We start from the raw sequence: 15,252 nt of genomic DNA, 5'->3' as shown, positions 1-15,252 counted from the left end.
AAGCATACGATGCAGATGCCCCGTTCAAACGAGTGTTAAATAAAGACGGCCAAGCGATAAACGCGAAGGATGTGCAGTATTACTATGTGAACAATGTGTTGACGAAGGAGTTAGACACCACTAAACCAGGCACACATCAGGTACGAATCGTGATTGCCAACGCCCTCGGTAAGTGGGTGTACAGTGAGCCAGCCGAGGTGATGGTTAAAGCCGATTTAACCGCTATTTTTGCTAAGGATATGAGCTACAAAGTCGGAGATACGTATGATCCAGCTGCTGGTTTCATTAAGGCGATTGATGCCGATGGGGTCGCAGTGCCGTTTTCTCCGGAGTTGAGTTGGACTGAGGATAATCGCCCGATTGATATGACGAAGCCGGGACAACACACTGTTTATTATGGTTTACCGAATAGTAGTGGTGCGCTTATTGTGCAAAAAACGACTGTTTCAGTAGAGCCGATTGATGTCACGTTAACTGTTGTAAGAGAGCAATCGTTTGGTAAGGTCATCTTAGGTAGTGCAGATACGCAACGATACTGGCAGAAGGATAAGCCGGTTGTGGTGACTGATGATGGTCAGAGAGGTTGGCGATTAGTTGCTGCTATCAATCAAACAACACACAGTGATTTTCGAGCGTATGTTTTTGTTGGAGACCAGTCTTTTGACCAAGGGAGTTTGTTAATTAGTGAGGGAATCGGTTCACAGATTGTTAGTGATACAAAAGAAAAAAGCGCATTTGTTCATATCAATTATGCGAAGGTAAAGACACCCCGCAGCGATGACGCACAAATTAAGTGGATGTTGGAACCTTCGGTAAAGGAGGTAGGCGAATGATAAATGTATTTGAATTATTAGCAACACATGTTTCTGCGAATACGTACGAGTCACAAGTAACGGGAACGTTGCTTGCACCTGAAAAAGCAGCAGTGTTAACAGCGCCTATTAAAACGTTCCCGATTGAACGGTTGCCGCATTTAGGTGATACCGAGACGCGTATCATACAGTTAGGTACGTTTCTCCTGCTTGCTAGTATTATTTGTTTAATGTGTTACCTTCATCATAGACAGGCAAAAAAAACTGTGTATGAGTGTCATTATTGCGCTAGTGTTGCCGCTGAGTGTCATAGTGACAGCTAAGGCAACGACAGAATCTAAGGTAATCGGTGAAATTAGACCAGGTGAATTGACGATGGAAAAGCCCACAGATGTTAGTTTTGAAACGACGTTAACAGGAAAACAACAACAGCTCGTTTTAGCACCAATTAAGACGGTTGTGGCGGATTATCGTGGTGATGAGACAGGGTGGCAAATCGTTGTCAAAACCACTAATGAACAAAGTTATCAGCGGCATTTTCAGTTGGAAATAAATCGTGCATTCATCACCAGTGATAATGCAGTGGTGGCAGGGCATGTTACCCCGTCAATGACACAGGTTATTCAATTTGACACCTCCGTTCATATCATGGATAAAGCAAAACGGGGGAGTTATCAGGCGTTGTTAGATTGGCAAATTGAACCGCAACTGTCCCAAAACGTTAGAGAGTGACAATTAAAAGTGAAATCAACCGATTAGAAGCAAACAACTTGGAAGAAAAATGAAAGCGATTATTTACCGTCGTTGCCATTTATCTGAAAGTTGAAAGCTTCTGGTTGATTAAACTAGACAATTAAAAGTGAAGTCAACCGATTAGAAGCAAACAACCATCGGACAGTTACATTCACGTGTAACTGTCTTTTTCGTTTATAATAAAAGAAACAATACAAGAGGAGTCGATAACAGTGGCACAATGGCAGATTAAAACTTTTTCAGAGTTAACAACAATCGAATTATTCAATCTTTTATACACCCGTTCAGAGGTGTTTGTGGTCGAACAAAACTGCGTATTTCAAGAACCGACACTAGAAGATTTAGACTGCCTTCACGTCTTTAAAACCGATGAAGCGGGTGGTATTATCGCGTATGGTCGCATCATTGATAAGGGTGAAACGGTGACCTTCGGACGTGTAATCACAGCACCGCAACATCGTGGTGCAGGCAGTGGTCGTGAACTGCTGACTGTTCTCATTTCCGAAATCACCCGTCGCTATCCGGCACGAACCATTGAAATTCAAGCGCAATCCTACTTAGAACATTTTTATGGTTCATTTGGCTTCAAAGCTTGTTCCGCTTACTATTTAGAAGATGAGATTGAGCATGTTGATATGAAAAAAGAAGGCTGATTTTTATTGTGTTGAAAGTGAAATCAGCTCGTTCGACTTCGTGAATAGTTAACAAGCGAATATAACAACGCTGCTATTTCAATCCTAGCAACTTGTAAAAAAAAGCAGCTGTAATAGCATTCAAGCTAAAATGGAAGGTTGTTTGAACGTTGTATATAATCTGTGCCCCCTTATCTAGTGATGAGGGGGCTTGTTTGACGACATTCTATTTTAAATGATTAAACGATTGTTTATCCAATTGATAGAGTTAATCACATTGATTGAAAATATCGAATTAATGCCTGTTTTATACTGTTCATGCGTAACCGCTTATAAAAGAATGACGGCTTCATGCGCTAACGATTAATCTGATACTCGGTGTTCGTCGATTACAATGATGTTGACAGAAATGCCAAACGTCGGCGTCATCGTTTTTTTTAGCATTTTCAGATGCTTGCAAGGCAGCACTTTTAATTATGAGACCGACTAAGATAAAGATTAAAATCGCAGAGAACACAGCGATTAATAACAGGGAGCGGCCGCCTTTTACTTGCAAGCTATACCATGCTCGTTTAATGAAATTTATTGTATGACCTCCTAGCTATATTTGTTTACAGTCATCACTATAGCGAACGAACCTAAAAAAACAAATGGCTTGTTTTGAAAAAGAAGTTAAGTGAAAAGTAAGGTGGGGCTAAGTGCTGATGTTGACAGTTTAAAATAGCTGTTACAACAGTTGGTTAAGCGCTTTCAAAAAAAGCGTGACAAACAAACCAAAGTATAATATATTATATATATAAGTATAGTCTTTTGTTCAATAAGGATGCTTTTTTAAAAATAGGGGGAGGGCTTAAAGTGCCAGATAAAACAATTATGTTAGCATGTGCGGCTGGGATGAGCACAAGTTTATTAGTCACTAAAATGGAAGAAGCAGCGAAAGCGCGTGGATTAGATGCAAAGATTTATGCGGTATCGGTCTCAGAAGTACCTGCACAGTTAGAAAAAGAAAGATTAGATATCATTTTATTAGGACCACAGGTGCGTTACACCGAAAAACAAGTTGCGCAACAAATTGGTGATCGCGATGTTAAGTTAGCTGTCATTGAAATGCGTGATTATGGCATGATGAACGGTGAAGCCGTCTTAGCAACAGCCTTAGATAAGTTATCATAAATGACAAAATATAAGCGTTTGACAGTTGAGGCTGCACGATTGAAAAAGTGGCCACTGGTTTAAAACTGTCAGCGAAAACAATGGTTTTTAAAAAGAGGAGGAACTAGCAATGAACGCTTGGATTGACAAATTTGCAGAAAAATTAATGCCGATGGCTGCTAAACTGGGCCAAAACCGTTACTTAACGGTCTTACGTGATGCCTTTATGCTCGCTTTTCCATTAACAATGTTTGGTTCACTTGTTGTTGTTTTAAACAACTTACCGTTTTGGCCCGCCCATTTATCAGGTCAGCTTAACTCGCTGTTAGGTAATGGTCAAAATGCCACGATGTCGATTATGACGGTCTTTGTCGCCTTTGGGATTGGGTATTACTTAACGCAATCGTATGGCGAAGATGGCGTCTTTGGTGGCGTTGTTGCCTTAGCATCTTTCTTAATCTTAACACCATTTTTCTTTGAAACAGCCGAAGGCGCTGCGGTTACAGGTGCGCTTTCACTCGATCGATTAGGTGCTAAAGGAATGTTTGTGGGGATGATTGCTGCTTTTATTGCCGCGGAAATATACGTGCGCATCACCAAAAAAGGCATTACAATTAAAATGCCAAATGGTGTGCCAGAAGCTGTTAGTCGCTCGTTTGCTGCCCTTATTCCTGCGATTGCAACGTTAACAGTCTTTTTATTACTCAATGCGGGTATCAATGGCTTCTTTAACACGAACTTTCATGATGTCATCTACAATGTTATTCAAAAACCATTAGTTGGTCTCGGTAGTGGTTTGCCAGCAACGTTAGTCGCTGTTTTATTCATTCAAGTATTATGGTTCTTTGGCCTTCATGGTCAAGTCATCGTTAACTCAGTGATGGATCCTATTTGGCAAACATTATCACTTGAAAACTTAGCAGCTTACAAAGATGGACTTGAATTACCACATATTATTACAAAAGCCTTTATGGAAACATACACAGTTGGTCTCGGTGGTTCAGGGATGACATTAGCAGTTGTCTTGATGATGGCCTTCTTCTTCAAGAATAAGCAAATGAAAGAAATTGGTCGTCTTGCTGTTGGACCTGGTATTTTCAACGTTAACGAACCTGTTATCTTCGGCTTACCAATCGTTTTAAATGCATCGATTATGATTCCGTGGGTGATTACACCGTTAATCGTCACTTCATTCAACTACGCTGTGATGGCGATGGGCATCTTCCCAATTCCAACCGGTGTCACCGTTCCTTGGACCGTGCCATTCTTCATTAGTGGGATGATGGCAACGAACTCAGTCATGGGTGGCGTGCTGCAATTAGTCGATATGGCAATCATCGTTCTTTGCTGGTTCCCATTCTTGAAAATCTTCGAAAAGGTCAATACTACTACAAAATTATAATTTATGCGATAATGGATGGAGACCGTGAAGGTCTCCATTTTCTATATAAGATAGCGAGGAATGACCATGCTAAAATACAAAGTGATTGCGGATGATATCCGTTCTAAAATTCAGGCGGGTGAGTATGCAGCCGAAGCCTTATTACCAGATCAAGTGGCCTTAGCGCTTCACTATGAGGTGAGTCGCATGACCGTCAAAAAAGCAATTGATATTTTGGCGATGGAAGGACTCGTCTACCGTAAACGAGGGATGGGGACACGTGTACTCAAGAATGCGTTGTGGAACCAAAATGACAGTTTGGCCCTTGATTACCAAGGACTGACTGCTCAAATGAAAGGCACCGCGATAACAAATGATATTATTGAATTTAATATTCAGTTTCCAGATGAGGCCTTACAAAACTTATTGATGATTGGTGCTAATGAGGCGGTTTATTATGTTCATCGCGTGCGTAACGTCGATGGTAAGCCTTATGTAATGGAATACACTTATTTTGTTGCCAGCCTGGTACACGACTTAACACCAGCCATTTTAGAACAATCGATTTATGACTATATTAAAGCAGACATCGGACTAGTAATCGGTGGTGCCTATCGTAAAATCCATGCAGATGTTGCGAGCGATGATGACTGCCAATATTTGGCCTGTGAGGCCACAACACCAGTGCTTGAAGTTGAACAAGTCGTCTATCAGAAAAATGGCACGCCATTTGAATATTCGCGTTCTCGTAACCGTTTTGATACAAGGAGTTATACAATTACAGATATAATAAAAGATTGATTTTGAGCCATCCTTATTTTAATAAGGGTGGCTTTTAGGAGGGTAGAAACTTGTATGCGAAATTAATAATCATTCGAGGTAATTCATCAAGTGGAAAAACAAGCTTAGCTATGGCATTGAAAGAGCAGTGGGGGAATACGTTAGTTGTGTCTCAGGATGCAGTACGTCGAGAAATAATCGGGTGTTCGGATACAAAAAAAAAATCCTGCGATAGAAATGATAGAGTCGTTAGTTAGTGAAGCAATAACTAAGAATGATTATGTCATTTTAGAAGGGATCCTAAAACGGTCAACTTATTATCAAATGATAGAACGTCTAATGGAATTATATGCACCTAGGAGCGCGTTATATTATTTGTCAGTTTCTTTTGAAACCACAAAATGTCGTCATCTTGAAGGTTTAAGGGTCAATGAATTCTCAATTGAACAAATGGAGCAGTGGTGGATAGCAGAAGATTTGTTAGACTACAAAAGTGAAATGCTGGTTGATGGAGAAGTCGAACAAACCGACTTGATTGAGCAAGTGATGAATTATATAAAAGATAATTAAAAAAAGTGCGTATAATCACAATGTTTATCATGTCGTATAAGTGAATAAATAGTGGAAATCTAAGATTGATTAGTCTCGAACGAAGCATAAATGCGAGATGACGGGGATCTATTCAAAAATATATAAAGAAAAGGCTAAATATGAATTATATACTATGTATAAACAGGTATAAATGGTATATACTTAGTAAGGAAAATATATATTGAGAAATAAGATAGCGCAGGTAGTATTACTCTGAGTGATGGTCTGATTAATATCAGACAAGTTACTTTTCAAACTTATCGTCTGTTAAAGGCAGGTACTCGCTTCAAGAGTGATAGACAAGGAGGTATTTATTGAAAGTTTCTGTAATTATACCATGTTTTAACGTGGAATATTATGTAGGGCAGATGATTGAAAGCCTAAGAGCGCAGCAACTAAAAGATGTTGAATTCATTGTGGTAGATGACGGTTCAACAGACAGAACATTACAATTGATTAAAGAATTGACAGAAAATGATTCTCGTTTTAAGGTTATCGAACAAGATAATTATGGCGTGTCTATTGCTAGAAATACAGGGTTACAAGTCGCAACGGGGGATTATCTCATGTTTGTAGATGCAGATGATTTAGTAGCAAACAACGCAATTGAACAACTTTATCAAGAAGCGCTTATGACAGAGGCTGAGATTGTCTATGGGAAAATAGTTCGTTTCAATTCAAGAGGAGAATGGTATGCACAGAGTCATATCGAAAAAAACATATATAGTGGAAAGTATAAAAACATCATGCAACATCCGGAATTATTCTATTCGATTGGTCCTTGTGCTAAACTCTACTCAAAGAAAGTGATTGGTGAGCTAAAGTTTCCTGAACAAATTATCTTTGGTGAAGATCAATTTTTTACATTTACGACGTATACACGTGCGAAAAAAATTGTTTTCTTTGATAAAGATATCTACTATTACCGTGTGCGAGAGTTAGGTAATAAGTCATTAACACAGTCGACACACGAAAACGCAATAGGATATATGGAGTCATTGATAGCTGTCTATAGACTCGTTACTCAGCAATTTAATTGTGACAATTTATACAGTACAGCTGATAGTATAAATATTTTGCGGGAATATAGCAATCGTATGTTTAAGTATGAGTTTTTTCCGATTTTCAAAAAGGGCTATCGACAAAGACAAATACAAGATAGAGCATTAAAGCTGATGCAAGAATTTTTAGTATTAATAGATGATAGGGTTTTAGCAGAATCTTACTTCATTATGAGGGCGGTTTGTGTCGAACTGACAGATATCCGTTTTTTATTGCGATTTAAAAATAGACAGCTGTTTGTTACTATTCAACGATATATTATAGAAGTAAATGAAGCTGCTTTTGAAATAAAAATAAAACGTTATTATCCAAAACAATATCAACAAATTAAAACCATTATTTATTCAGCTAATGATTTGAAACGAGTTAATATGCGTCTTGATCGACTAAAACATGGTTTGACTTATGTTTGGCAGCGAAAGTGTGCCACTAAAGTGTATCGTTTAATATATGAATGTGCAAAATGTTTACCGATGCAAAAGCAAAGTGTTGTTTTGGCGACTACAAAACAAGCGCTAAGTGATAACTTGACGTTATTGGCGAAAGAAATAAAACAGCTACATCCAAATAGCCAGATAACCTTATTAAAAAAAACATCAAACAAATTACAAACGTACTATAAACTAGGGCGAGCAAAGGCGATTATTATCGATGACTATTATAGTCCGTTATATAATAAAAAAATCAGACAGGGCGCAGAATATATCCAGATATGGCATGCAATGGGAGCTTTGAAAAAATTTGGTTTGAGTGCAATAAATAAAGGGGATTCTAACAGTCGTTTATTTGAACAACGAGCCCATAGTCAATACACTAAGGTGTTATGTAGTTCTCCCGCATTAAATCATATTTATGCTGAAGCATTTGGTGTCGATCAGTCGAAGATTATTAATGGGCTTTTACCAACAGCGAGGCAATTGTTAAAAGAAGAATACCAAAGTGATGCGAAGCTCAAATTTCAACGGTTATATCCGGAGCTAACCTCTAAAAAAAAAGGTTTTATATGCACCTACTTTTAGAGGGTCACCAAATGAACGGGTTGTTTATAAAAATTCTATTAATTGGGATCAGATGAACTTGGATTCAAATGTAATAATATTGGTTAAATTACACCCGATAATAGAAAATACACAAAACTTCAATTTTAATCAGCAAATTATTAATGTCAGTGATGATGAGATTAATTTGGAAGAATTAATGGTGGTATCAGATGTTCTGATAACAGACTATTCATCTGTTATCTTTGAATATGCGCTATTGGATAAGCCGACAATTCAATATTTAGATGGTTGGAGCATATATCAAACAGAAAGGGATTTGTTTTTCGAACCAAAAAATTATTCCTTTGAATATAATACCTATAATGAATCGGAATTAGAAAGAATGATTTATAAATCATTTGAGCAAAGGGATTTAATTGGGAAAGAACGATTTAAATATCAATTTTTAAGCATATAAAAATAAATGACAGGTGAATTGACAGGAGGAAATTATGAAAAAAATATTAATTAGATCAGGTATTAGTGCTTACGATGTAAGAACAGAGAGTGATTTACTGAAAGGTGATTTTGTCGGTGGGAATTCAGGGAACTTAATTTTTGTACATGGAATTATGCGGAATTTGACAACTGACCAGGTGATTTTGGAATCCGATTATTATTTATCGAATTCAGCTAAGGCAGAATACATTAATAAAAATTATGATGGTTATATTATTCCGCTAGCAGATGCATTTCGTGCCGATTTTGAAGATACATTGAAAGACATGACTACTCTAATAAAGAGATTAACGGTACCAGTGTATCTAATTGGTGTGGGGTTAAAGGCTCCGAAAGATGTTATGTCTGCTGAGCTTAAGTTTCCATTTGATGATACTGTAAGAAACTTTATTAAAGCGATTTTAGAAAAATCAAGTATGGTGGGGGTACGAGGCGAAATAACGGCACAATATTTGACGAACTTAGGATTCAAGAAAGGCATAGATCACATTGCAATAGGTTGTCCATCGATGTATACCTATGGTGAAAATCTTAAAATCAGAGAAATTCCGAATGTTGAAGAAAATGAGTTGTTAATTAGTACGAACCGATCAAAGTCGGCACCAAAGCATGTATTGAAATATATTCATAATATTCATAGTCAAAATAAAAAAGCGGCCTTTTTACCTCAAGGTTGGGATGAATTTAAATTGATGTATACTGGTTTTTCTACCATTGATATCCCAAACTACCCTTCAAAGATAACAGATTTAGAGTATGCGAATGGTGAAGCAAGGTATTTCTTGAGTGCAAGTGAGTGGATTAGTTACTTAAAAAATCGTGATTTTAGTTTTGGAACAAAATTACATGGGAATATTACTGCTACTATTGCAGGAACACCAAGTATTTCAATCCCGATAGATGCTCGCATGCGTGAGTTAGCAGAATTCCATGGTTTATGTACCTTGAATCCGGAAGAAATACACGAGAATGAGACATTAACAGATTTAATAAATAAGGTTGATATATACTCAGCAGAAAAAAAAACAGAAAGAAAACTATCAAAATTTCATAAGATTTCTAGGAACTAATAAAATTGATTATACCTATCAAGATGAGACTAATTTCATGAAAACACCTTACGATAAATTGTATAGTACAGTTAAGTTTGAAAAACCAATTATTCCTATTACCGCATGCGATTTAGAACAAGCTCGGAAACGTGTTGGGATTGTTTATGGAGCGAATAACTATAGACAGAACATTTATGTGAATCGTCAAAATTGGCAGAAAAAAATTCATAGTGGATAAAGAATCTGACCTAAAAAAAAATGAATGAAAAGATAAATGAAAACAAAAAACACCTTGAAAAACTGAATGTAGAAATAACTGAAAATAAAGTAGCTATGTTATTAGAGCTTAAGAAAAACGACGATTTAAATACGAAGATTGAAAACTGTCAGATAGTAAGAGAGAATCTTTTATATGAACAACAAAAATTAACTGTTCGTCTAAGCGAAGCAGAAAAACAAAAAAAAAGAATTTGAACAGACTTTAAAGAGAAAAAGCGTGAGAATAGTACTGAAATTAGCTAACAAGTTCAAAAAAAAAGTCGGAGTAAATATGAGAATCGTTCAGTTGTTAAATAGAGATGTTTATGAAAGGTAAGTATAAGTTTATTCAAGTGAGTAAGGAGGTTTTTTTTTGTTTAAATATGATATTAGTATTTTAATTCCAGTATATAATGCCGAGCTTTTTTTTAAAAAAGAACATTACTTTCAATAATAAATCAAACGATGAAGAATACAACTTATGAAGTGTTGCTTATAAATGATGGTTCAAGTGACAATAGTGAGACTATTTGTAAAGAATATTGTGAGCGATTTGAAAATTTTAGGTATTTATCACATACAAATAGAGGTGTTTCAGCCACTCGGAATAGGGGCCTAAATGCATCTCAAGGTAAATATATCTTGTTTTTAGATGCAGATGATGAAATTAAAAATGACACTATCGAATCAGTTTTTCAGGCGTTTGAAGCCTATCAAGATGAAGCAAATATATTGGCTTATCCGCTCGAGGTTAACGATGGAAAAAAAACAGTAGCACATGTACGCAATAAAACTTTACTATTAAAAATAAAGTAGCGTTATATGATATTGAAAAATTTCCTTATTTAAATCAGTGTACAATGAATGTGGTAATAAAAAATTTACCTGCGGAAGAAAAAGTATACTTTAATGAGGAATTAAAGCAGTCAGAAGATGCCTTGTTCAATACAACAATGATTTTGCAAACAGGTAAGCTTGTTTTTTGTAATGCAGGTGGCTATATTTATCATACGGGCCATGATTCAACCGTTGATAAATTCAAAAGTCCGGTTGATATACAAGATAAAATACTTGTATTCTTTGAACAACTATTTGAAAAAAATAGAGCGGTAAATGATGGGGAGATTTCCTCATATGCCCAAAGTATGGTGCTATACGAGCTGAATTGGCGTTTTAAACAACATACATTATTTCCCTATCATCTAAAAGAAGCAGACTTTGAAATGTGGATGAAACGATTGAAAAAGATTTTCAAAGAGATTTCGGTCGATACAATACTACATCAACCATTAATGGACTATTATCATAAGATTCATTTTATTGAACGATTTAAAGAGGAAATTCGTGTTGAAAACAATTCTTATGGAATTAGTTTTATCATCAAAACGAATTAATCACAACGTATAAAACAATCACATTAGTTTTTAATAAGATGAAAAGACAGGGTAATAAATTACAAATAGTAGGTTATATTAAAGCTCCATTGCTCTCGCAGGTGGGACGTATTGAGTTGGGAATCAGTTTGAGTGATGGTAGTAAGCTAAACATACCTGTGGAGTTAGGACCATCGAGCCATTATAAATCACATGAGAGAACAGCTTCATTTTATGAGTTTGATTTTGATTTGCCAATAGATGTAGTTGAAAGTTATCAGTTCTATCTGAAATTAAATGAGAGAAATCATCTTTTAGTTGGATACATGGAAGACGATGTTATCTTTAAGAAATATTTAGAATCAAAATTTGTATTGCTTGGTTCGAAGGTGATTTCTTATGAAAAAAAACCAATGAAAATTAAAGTGATGGAAACAAAACATGTTCCATTAAATTCAAAGGAAGTTACAACTGGAAAAAAAATAAGTAATCGTCAGAAAGAGTTAATAAGTAAAAAAGGGATGAATTCACTGCTTAAGTTCAAAGCAGTTCAAAAATGGATTCATCCGTTTCTAAAAAAACAAAAAAAATCTGGTTGTATAATGATAGGAAAGGCGTGTTAGATAATGCTTACGAACAATTCAAATACGACATTAAGCAAAAAGATAGCGTCAAACGCTATTATGTTATTCATGAAAAAGATCGTAATGTAGCAGGTTTTCCAAAGAGTAATACGGTTGTATACGGATCGGTATATCATAAATTGTTATTTCTATATAGCAGTGTAATATTAACCTCATTTAAAGAGCGGCAAGAGTATTCACCGCTTTCTAATCGAGCTCATAATACGTTGTATTCTGAGTTAGAACAGCAAGTTGTTTATTTGCAACATGGTATTTTAAATGCACACACACCTTGGTTATACGGGAAGCACAAAACCAATTTCGATAAATTTCTTATTTCCAGTGATTTTGAAAGGGACAATTTACTTTTTAATTATGGCTATCGCGAAAAAGACTTGCTTAAAACAGGTATGCCTAGATTTGATAAAAATAACTATAAAAGTGAAAAGAATAAAAAAAATCTTATTGGCTCCTTCATGGCGTAAGTCACTGGTTATTGAAGATTCTAAATTAAACCGATCGCTTAATAAGAAAGCCTTTGAAACCTCGGAATTTTATTTGGAAATTGATAAGTTAATTAATTCGACTGAACTAAATGAACTTTTGCAAAAAGAAGGATATTGTTTAGATGTTAAATTACACCCGATTTTCTTAGAAGAAGGCACCTTGTTCAAGACGAATCAGAGTAATATTAAGATACTAGATAGTAAATCTGATTTTGATATAAATGAGTATAAGTTATTTGTCACTGATTTTTCATCGTTTATGTTTGATTTCATCCAGAACAAAACAAAAATCGTTTTTTTATTTCCTGATTATGACCGATTTGTAACTGGAAATCATATCTATACTGAATTTGACTTTGATATTAGTCAATTAGGTCCTAAGTACACGAAGGCGGAGGAATTGGTAACCTTTATCAAGGAGAAAATCACTGCTGAATTTACAGTGGAACCGGAGGTTGCTGCATTGTATGAAGACTTTTATTATCCAGCGAAAGAAAGTTCTTATCGAGCAACAGTATACAAGGAGATAATAACTATTTCTTAAATAGAGTATAGTCTGTGATGGTAAGCATAAACTAGATTTTCTATAGAATTATCCCCTCACTTTTGCTACAATAGGATAAGACGATACAGATAGATAGAAAAAGGAGAGTCTTATAATGATATCAGTAAATGATCTTAGATCAGGAATGACATTCGAACAAGATGGTAAATTAATTAAGGTTATGGAAGCAAGTCACCATAAACCAGGTAAAGGAAACACTGTTATGCGCTTGAAACTGAAAGATGTTCGTTCAGGCTCAACTGTTGATACAACAATGCGTCCTGATGATAAAGTTAAAAAAGCGTATATTGAATCGAAACCAGTTCAATATTTATACAACCAAGATGACATCGAAATCTTCATGGATTTAGAAACATATGATCAATATGAAATCCCAACTACTGTTGTTGAAGAAGAAATGTTATACATGTTAGAAAACATGGAAGTTAAAATCCAGTTTTACGGTGCTGAAGTTATCGGTGTTACTTTACCGAAAACAGTTGAATTGACAGTTGTTGAAACACAACCATCAATCAAAGGTGCAACAGCAACCGGTTCTGGTAAACCAGCTAAAATGCAAACAGGCTTAACAGTTAACGTTCCTGATTTCATCGAAGTTGGCGAAGTTATCGAAGTTAATACAGCAGACGCACAATACTTAAAACGTGCGGCTAAATAAATAGCTAACTACTCAAAGACGTGCGGTTCAGTTTGATGAATCGTACGTCTTTTTTGTCTATCAAGCTATCTTTACGCGTATCTCTAAAAACGATACAATAAAAGCACAAATTAAAAAGATGAAAGAAAAGGGGCCGAAGGATGTTATTCAGTATCAAAAAAGAGGAATGGCTGGGCAACACTAAGAATGATCTTTTTGGTGGGCTTGTCACAGCGGTTGCATTAATCCCAGAGGTGATTGGGTTTGCGATTATTGCAGGTGTTAACCCGATTGCGGCTTTGTTTGCTTCAGTTACAACGGCGATTGTGACATCGATTACCGGCGGTCGTCCAGCGATGACATCAGCCGCGGCAGGGTCAATGGCGTTAGTGATGGTTGTGCTGATTAAAAATCATGGCCTTGAATATATGATTGCAGCGACGATTTTAACAGGTCTATTACAGCTGTTATTTGGCTATATTGGTATTCATAAGTTAATGAAGTTCATTTCTAAACCGGTGATGATGGGCTTTGTTAATGCCTTGGCGGTGTTGATTTTCATTTCACAAGTACAACAACTCGGCCATGTCAATAAGATGACTTTAGTCATTGTGGGAGCTACGATTGCAATGATGTATCTCATTCCCCGTGTTTCCCGGGTAATACCACCAGCCTTAATTATTATTGTCGTCATGACGTTGGTAGCACTTTTGCCACAGCTCGGCCTGCAAAAGGTCGGTGATTTGGGTGACATGACGGGGGCGATTGGCTTGTTGCAGCTACCGGCAATTCCATTCACATTTGAAACGCTACTGATTATTTTACCAACAGCGATTGCCTTATCGTTAGTCGGGATTATGGAATCGTTACTCACGCTTCCTTTAATCGACAACATGACTAAGTCAACTGGCGACAGTCGCCGTGAAGTGAAGTCGCAAGGATTAGCGAATGTTGTGACGGGTTTCTTCGGTGGTCAAGCGGGGTGTGCAATGATTGGCCAAGCGGTTATTAATGTGAAGTCAGGTGGCCGTCAACGGTTATCAACCTTTATTGCAGGGGTAACGTTATTATTATTGATTGTCTTTTTAAAGGACGTCATGGTCCAAATACCGACGGCAGCCTTAATTGGGATAATGATGGTGGTGGCGCTTGAAACGTTCAATTGGGATAGCTTACGGTCGATTAAACGCATTCCAGTGGCAGATACAGTCGTGATGGCTGTGACTGTGGCAATCGTCGTCTATACACATAACTTAGCAATCGGTATTCTGATAGGTGTTGTCTTGAGCATGATTATTTTCATTGCGAAGTTGGCAACACTTACAATTGAACGAACCGACAATGTCATTACCGTTCGAGGTGTCTTGTTTTTTGCCTCGGCACAAAGCTTAGTCAACTATTTTGAAAAAACACCATTAACAGCGAACCTAATATTAGATGTGAGTGGGCTTAGCATCCGTGATGCCTCGGCACATGAAGCGTTAGCAACGGTCATTAACCGGTATCAAGCAGCAGGCCTGCCATTGACAGTTCGTGACTTATCAGCTGAAAAAAGCACGTATCTAGGGTAAACTAC

Annotated in this window: 18 protein-coding genes and 3 pseudogenes; 20 read left to right on the top strand and 1 reads right to left on the bottom strand. The window is 36.6% G+C overall.

Annotated elements, in window-relative coordinates; genetic code table 11:
- From BCAMP_RS06700 to BCAMP_RS06685, 4 genes are all read left to right on the top strand, one after another.
- The coding region (locus tag BCAMP_RS06700; RefSeq protein WP_156921177.1) for a bacterial Ig-like domain-containing protein at positions 1 to 833 on the top strand (833 nt) is incomplete at its 5' end.
- On the top strand, positions 830 to 1,135 hold the full coding sequence (locus BCAMP_RS06695) for a hypothetical protein (RefSeq protein WP_035314643.1): 306 nt from the start codon (positions 830 to 832) through the stop codon (positions 1,133 to 1,135). The genes BCAMP_RS06700 and BCAMP_RS06695, both read left to right, overlap by 4 nt.
- Positions 1,125 to 1,544 carry a hypothetical protein gene (locus tag BCAMP_RS12605; RefSeq protein ID WP_051456935.1) on the top strand — a complete coding sequence of 140 codons (420 nt, stop codon included), beginning with the start codon at positions 1,125 to 1,127 and terminating at the stop codon, positions 1,542 to 1,544. The genes BCAMP_RS06695 and BCAMP_RS12605 overlap by 11 nt, the downstream gene beginning before the upstream one ends.
- A gap of 233 nt (positions 1,545 to 1,777) precedes the next feature.
- Positions 1,778 to 2,218, top strand: coding sequence for a GNAT family N-acetyltransferase (locus BCAMP_RS06685; RefSeq protein ID WP_035314641.1), 441 nt, complete (start codon positions 1,778 to 1,780; stop codon positions 2,216 to 2,218).
- Between the two features lie 328 nt (positions 2,219 to 2,546).
- Here BCAMP_RS06685 and BCAMP_RS13845 read toward each other — a convergent pair whose 3' ends face one another.
- Positions 2,547 to 2,753 (bottom strand): hypothetical protein, encoded by a 207-nt coding sequence (locus tag BCAMP_RS13845; RefSeq protein WP_035314640.1) that lies wholly within the window; start codon positions 2,751 to 2,753, stop codon positions 2,547 to 2,549.
- A 317-nt stretch (positions 2,754 to 3,070) separates the two neighbouring features.
- On the opposite strand from BCAMP_RS13845, the gene BCAMP_RS06675 reads away from it, so the two are divergent.
- The 16 genes and pseudogenes from BCAMP_RS06675 to BCAMP_RS06610 all read left to right on the top strand — a co-directional run bounded on the left by BCAMP_RS06675 (position 3,071) and on the right by BCAMP_RS06610 (position 15,247).
- The gene (locus tag BCAMP_RS06675) at positions 3,071 to 3,370 is read left to right on the top strand and encodes a PTS sugar transporter subunit IIB (RefSeq protein WP_051456936.1); all 300 of its coding nucleotides are present in this window, start codon (positions 3,071 to 3,073) and stop codon (positions 3,368 to 3,370) included.
- Positions 3,371 to 3,479: 109 nt separating this feature from the next.
- Positions 3,480 to 4,751, top strand: a complete 1,272-nt coding sequence (gene celB, locus BCAMP_RS06670; RefSeq protein ID WP_035314636.1) for a PTS cellobiose transporter subunit IIC — start codon at positions 3,480 to 3,482, stop codon at positions 4,749 to 4,751.
- Positions 4,752 to 4,817: 66 nt separating this feature from the next.
- Positions 4,818 to 5,531 (top strand): GntR family transcriptional regulator, encoded by a 714-nt coding sequence (locus BCAMP_RS06665; RefSeq protein ID WP_035314634.1) that lies wholly within the window; start codon positions 4,818 to 4,820, stop codon positions 5,529 to 5,531.
- 50 nt (positions 5,532 to 5,581) lie between these two features.
- Entirely contained in the window at positions 5,582 to 5,767 is a 186-nt protein-coding gene (locus BCAMP_RS15030) for an AAA family ATPase (protein WP_051456934.1), read from the top strand.
- An 82-nt stretch (positions 5,768 to 5,849) separates the two neighbouring features.
- Positions 5,850 to 6,080 (top strand): P-loop NTPase family protein, encoded by a 231-nt coding sequence (locus BCAMP_RS12600; protein ID WP_156921176.1) that lies wholly within the window; start codon positions 5,850 to 5,852, stop codon positions 6,078 to 6,080.
- A 335-nt stretch (positions 6,081 to 6,415) separates the two neighbouring features.
- Positions 6,416 to 8,182, top strand: a complete 1,767-nt coding sequence (locus tag BCAMP_RS06655) for a bifunctional glycosyltransferase/CDP-glycerol:glycerophosphate glycerophosphotransferase (protein ID WP_035314633.1) — start codon at positions 6,416 to 6,418, stop codon at positions 8,180 to 8,182.
- A gap of 28 nt (positions 8,183 to 8,210) precedes the next feature.
- Positions 8,211 to 8,621: pseudogene (locus BCAMP_RS14730) on the top strand (CDP-glycerol glycerophosphotransferase family protein); the annotation flags it as partial.
- A 34-nt stretch (positions 8,622 to 8,655) separates the two neighbouring features.
- Positions 8,656 to 9,732 carry a polysaccharide pyruvyl transferase family protein gene (locus BCAMP_RS06645; protein WP_051456932.1) on the top strand — a complete coding sequence of 359 codons (1,077 nt, stop codon included), beginning with the start codon at positions 8,656 to 8,658 and terminating at the stop codon, positions 9,730 to 9,732.
- A 37-nt stretch (positions 9,733 to 9,769) separates the two neighbouring features.
- On the top strand, positions 9,770 to 9,952 hold the full coding sequence (locus tag BCAMP_RS12595; RefSeq protein ID WP_051456931.1) for a hypothetical protein: 183 nt from the start codon (positions 9,770 to 9,772) through the stop codon (positions 9,950 to 9,952).
- A 20-nt stretch (positions 9,953 to 9,972) separates the two neighbouring features.
- Positions 9,973 to 10,188, top strand: coding sequence for a hypothetical protein (locus BCAMP_RS06640; protein ID WP_035314630.1), 216 nt, complete (start codon positions 9,973 to 9,975; stop codon positions 10,186 to 10,188).
- 231 nt (positions 10,189 to 10,419) lie between these two features.
- A pseudogene (locus BCAMP_RS13095) lies at positions 10,420 to 10,788 on the top strand (glycosyltransferase family 2 protein); the annotation flags it as partial.
- 44 nt (positions 10,789 to 10,832) lie between these two features.
- Entirely contained in the window at positions 10,833 to 11,366 is a 534-nt protein-coding gene (locus tag BCAMP_RS06635; protein WP_035314628.1) for a hypothetical protein, read from the top strand.
- A 38-nt stretch (positions 11,367 to 11,404) separates the two neighbouring features.
- Positions 11,405 to 11,968, top strand: coding sequence for a hypothetical protein (locus tag BCAMP_RS06630; protein WP_156921174.1), 564 nt, complete (start codon positions 11,405 to 11,407; stop codon positions 11,966 to 11,968).
- Positions 11,902 to 13,018: pseudogene (locus BCAMP_RS14340) on the top strand (CDP-glycerol glycerophosphotransferase family protein). The gene BCAMP_RS06630 and the pseudogene BCAMP_RS14340 overlap by 67 nt, the downstream one beginning before the upstream one ends.
- Before the next feature lie 115 nt (positions 13,019 to 13,133).
- Positions 13,134 to 13,697 carry an elongation factor P gene (gene efp, locus BCAMP_RS06615; RefSeq protein ID WP_035314621.1) on the top strand — a complete coding sequence of 188 codons (564 nt, stop codon included), beginning with the start codon at positions 13,134 to 13,136 and terminating at the stop codon, positions 13,695 to 13,697.
- Positions 13,698 to 13,837: 140 nt separating this feature from the next.
- Positions 13,838 to 15,247, top strand: coding sequence for a SulP family inorganic anion transporter (locus tag BCAMP_RS06610; protein WP_035314619.1), 1,410 nt, complete (start codon positions 13,838 to 13,840; stop codon positions 15,245 to 15,247).
- The last annotated feature ends 5 nt before the right edge of the window (positions 15,248 to 15,252 follow it).

The organism is Brochothrix campestris FSL F6-1037 (assembly GCF_000525915.1).
Lineage (GTDB): Bacteria > Bacillota > Bacilli > Lactobacillales > Listeriaceae > Brochothrix > Brochothrix campestris.
Note: the sequence above shows the minus strand (reverse complement) of the source record. Positions and strands in the feature narration are given on the sequence as shown.

Excerpts from the sequence above, each read along its gene's own strand:
- BCAMP_RS06645 (WP_051456932.1), top strand. The coding sequence starts at position 8,656 with ATGAAAAAAATATTAATTAGATCAGGTATTAGTGCTTACGATGTAAGA.
- BCAMP_RS06635 (WP_035314628.1), top strand. The coding sequence starts at position 10,833 with ATGAATGTGGTAATAAAAAATTTACCTGCGGAAGAAAAAGTATACTTT.
- BCAMP_RS06630 (WP_156921174.1), top strand. The coding sequence starts at position 11,405 with ATGAAAAGACAGGGTAATAAATTACAAATAGTAGGTTATATTAAAGCT.
- BCAMP_RS12595 (WP_051456931.1), top strand. The coding sequence starts at position 9,770 with ATGAAAACACCTTACGATAAATTGTATAGTACAGTTAAGTTTGAAAAA.
- BCAMP_RS06675 (WP_051456936.1), top strand. The coding sequence starts at position 3,071 with ATGTTAGCATGTGCGGCTGGGATGAGCACAAGTTTATTAGTCACTAAA.
- celB (WP_035314636.1), top strand. The coding sequence starts at position 3,480 with ATGAACGCTTGGATTGACAAATTTGCAGAAAAATTAATGCCGATGGCT.
- BCAMP_RS06695 (WP_035314643.1), top strand. The coding sequence starts at position 830 with ATGATAAATGTATTTGAATTATTAGCAACACATGTTTCTGCGAATACG.
- BCAMP_RS06665 (WP_035314634.1), top strand. The coding sequence starts at position 4,818 with ATGCTAAAATACAAAGTGATTGCGGATGATATCCGTTCTAAAATTCAG.
- BCAMP_RS06640 (WP_035314630.1), top strand. The coding sequence starts at position 9,973 with ATGAATGAAAAGATAAATGAAAACAAAAAACACCTTGAAAAACTGAAT.
- BCAMP_RS06610 (WP_035314619.1), top strand. The coding sequence starts at position 13,838 with ATGTTATTCAGTATCAAAAAAGAGGAATGGCTGGGCAACACTAAGAAT.
- BCAMP_RS12600 (WP_156921176.1), top strand. The coding sequence starts at position 5,850 with ATGGAATTATATGCACCTAGGAGCGCGTTATATTATTTGTCAGTTTCT.
- efp (WP_035314621.1), top strand. The coding sequence starts at position 13,134 with ATGATATCAGTAAATGATCTTAGATCAGGAATGACATTCGAACAAGAT.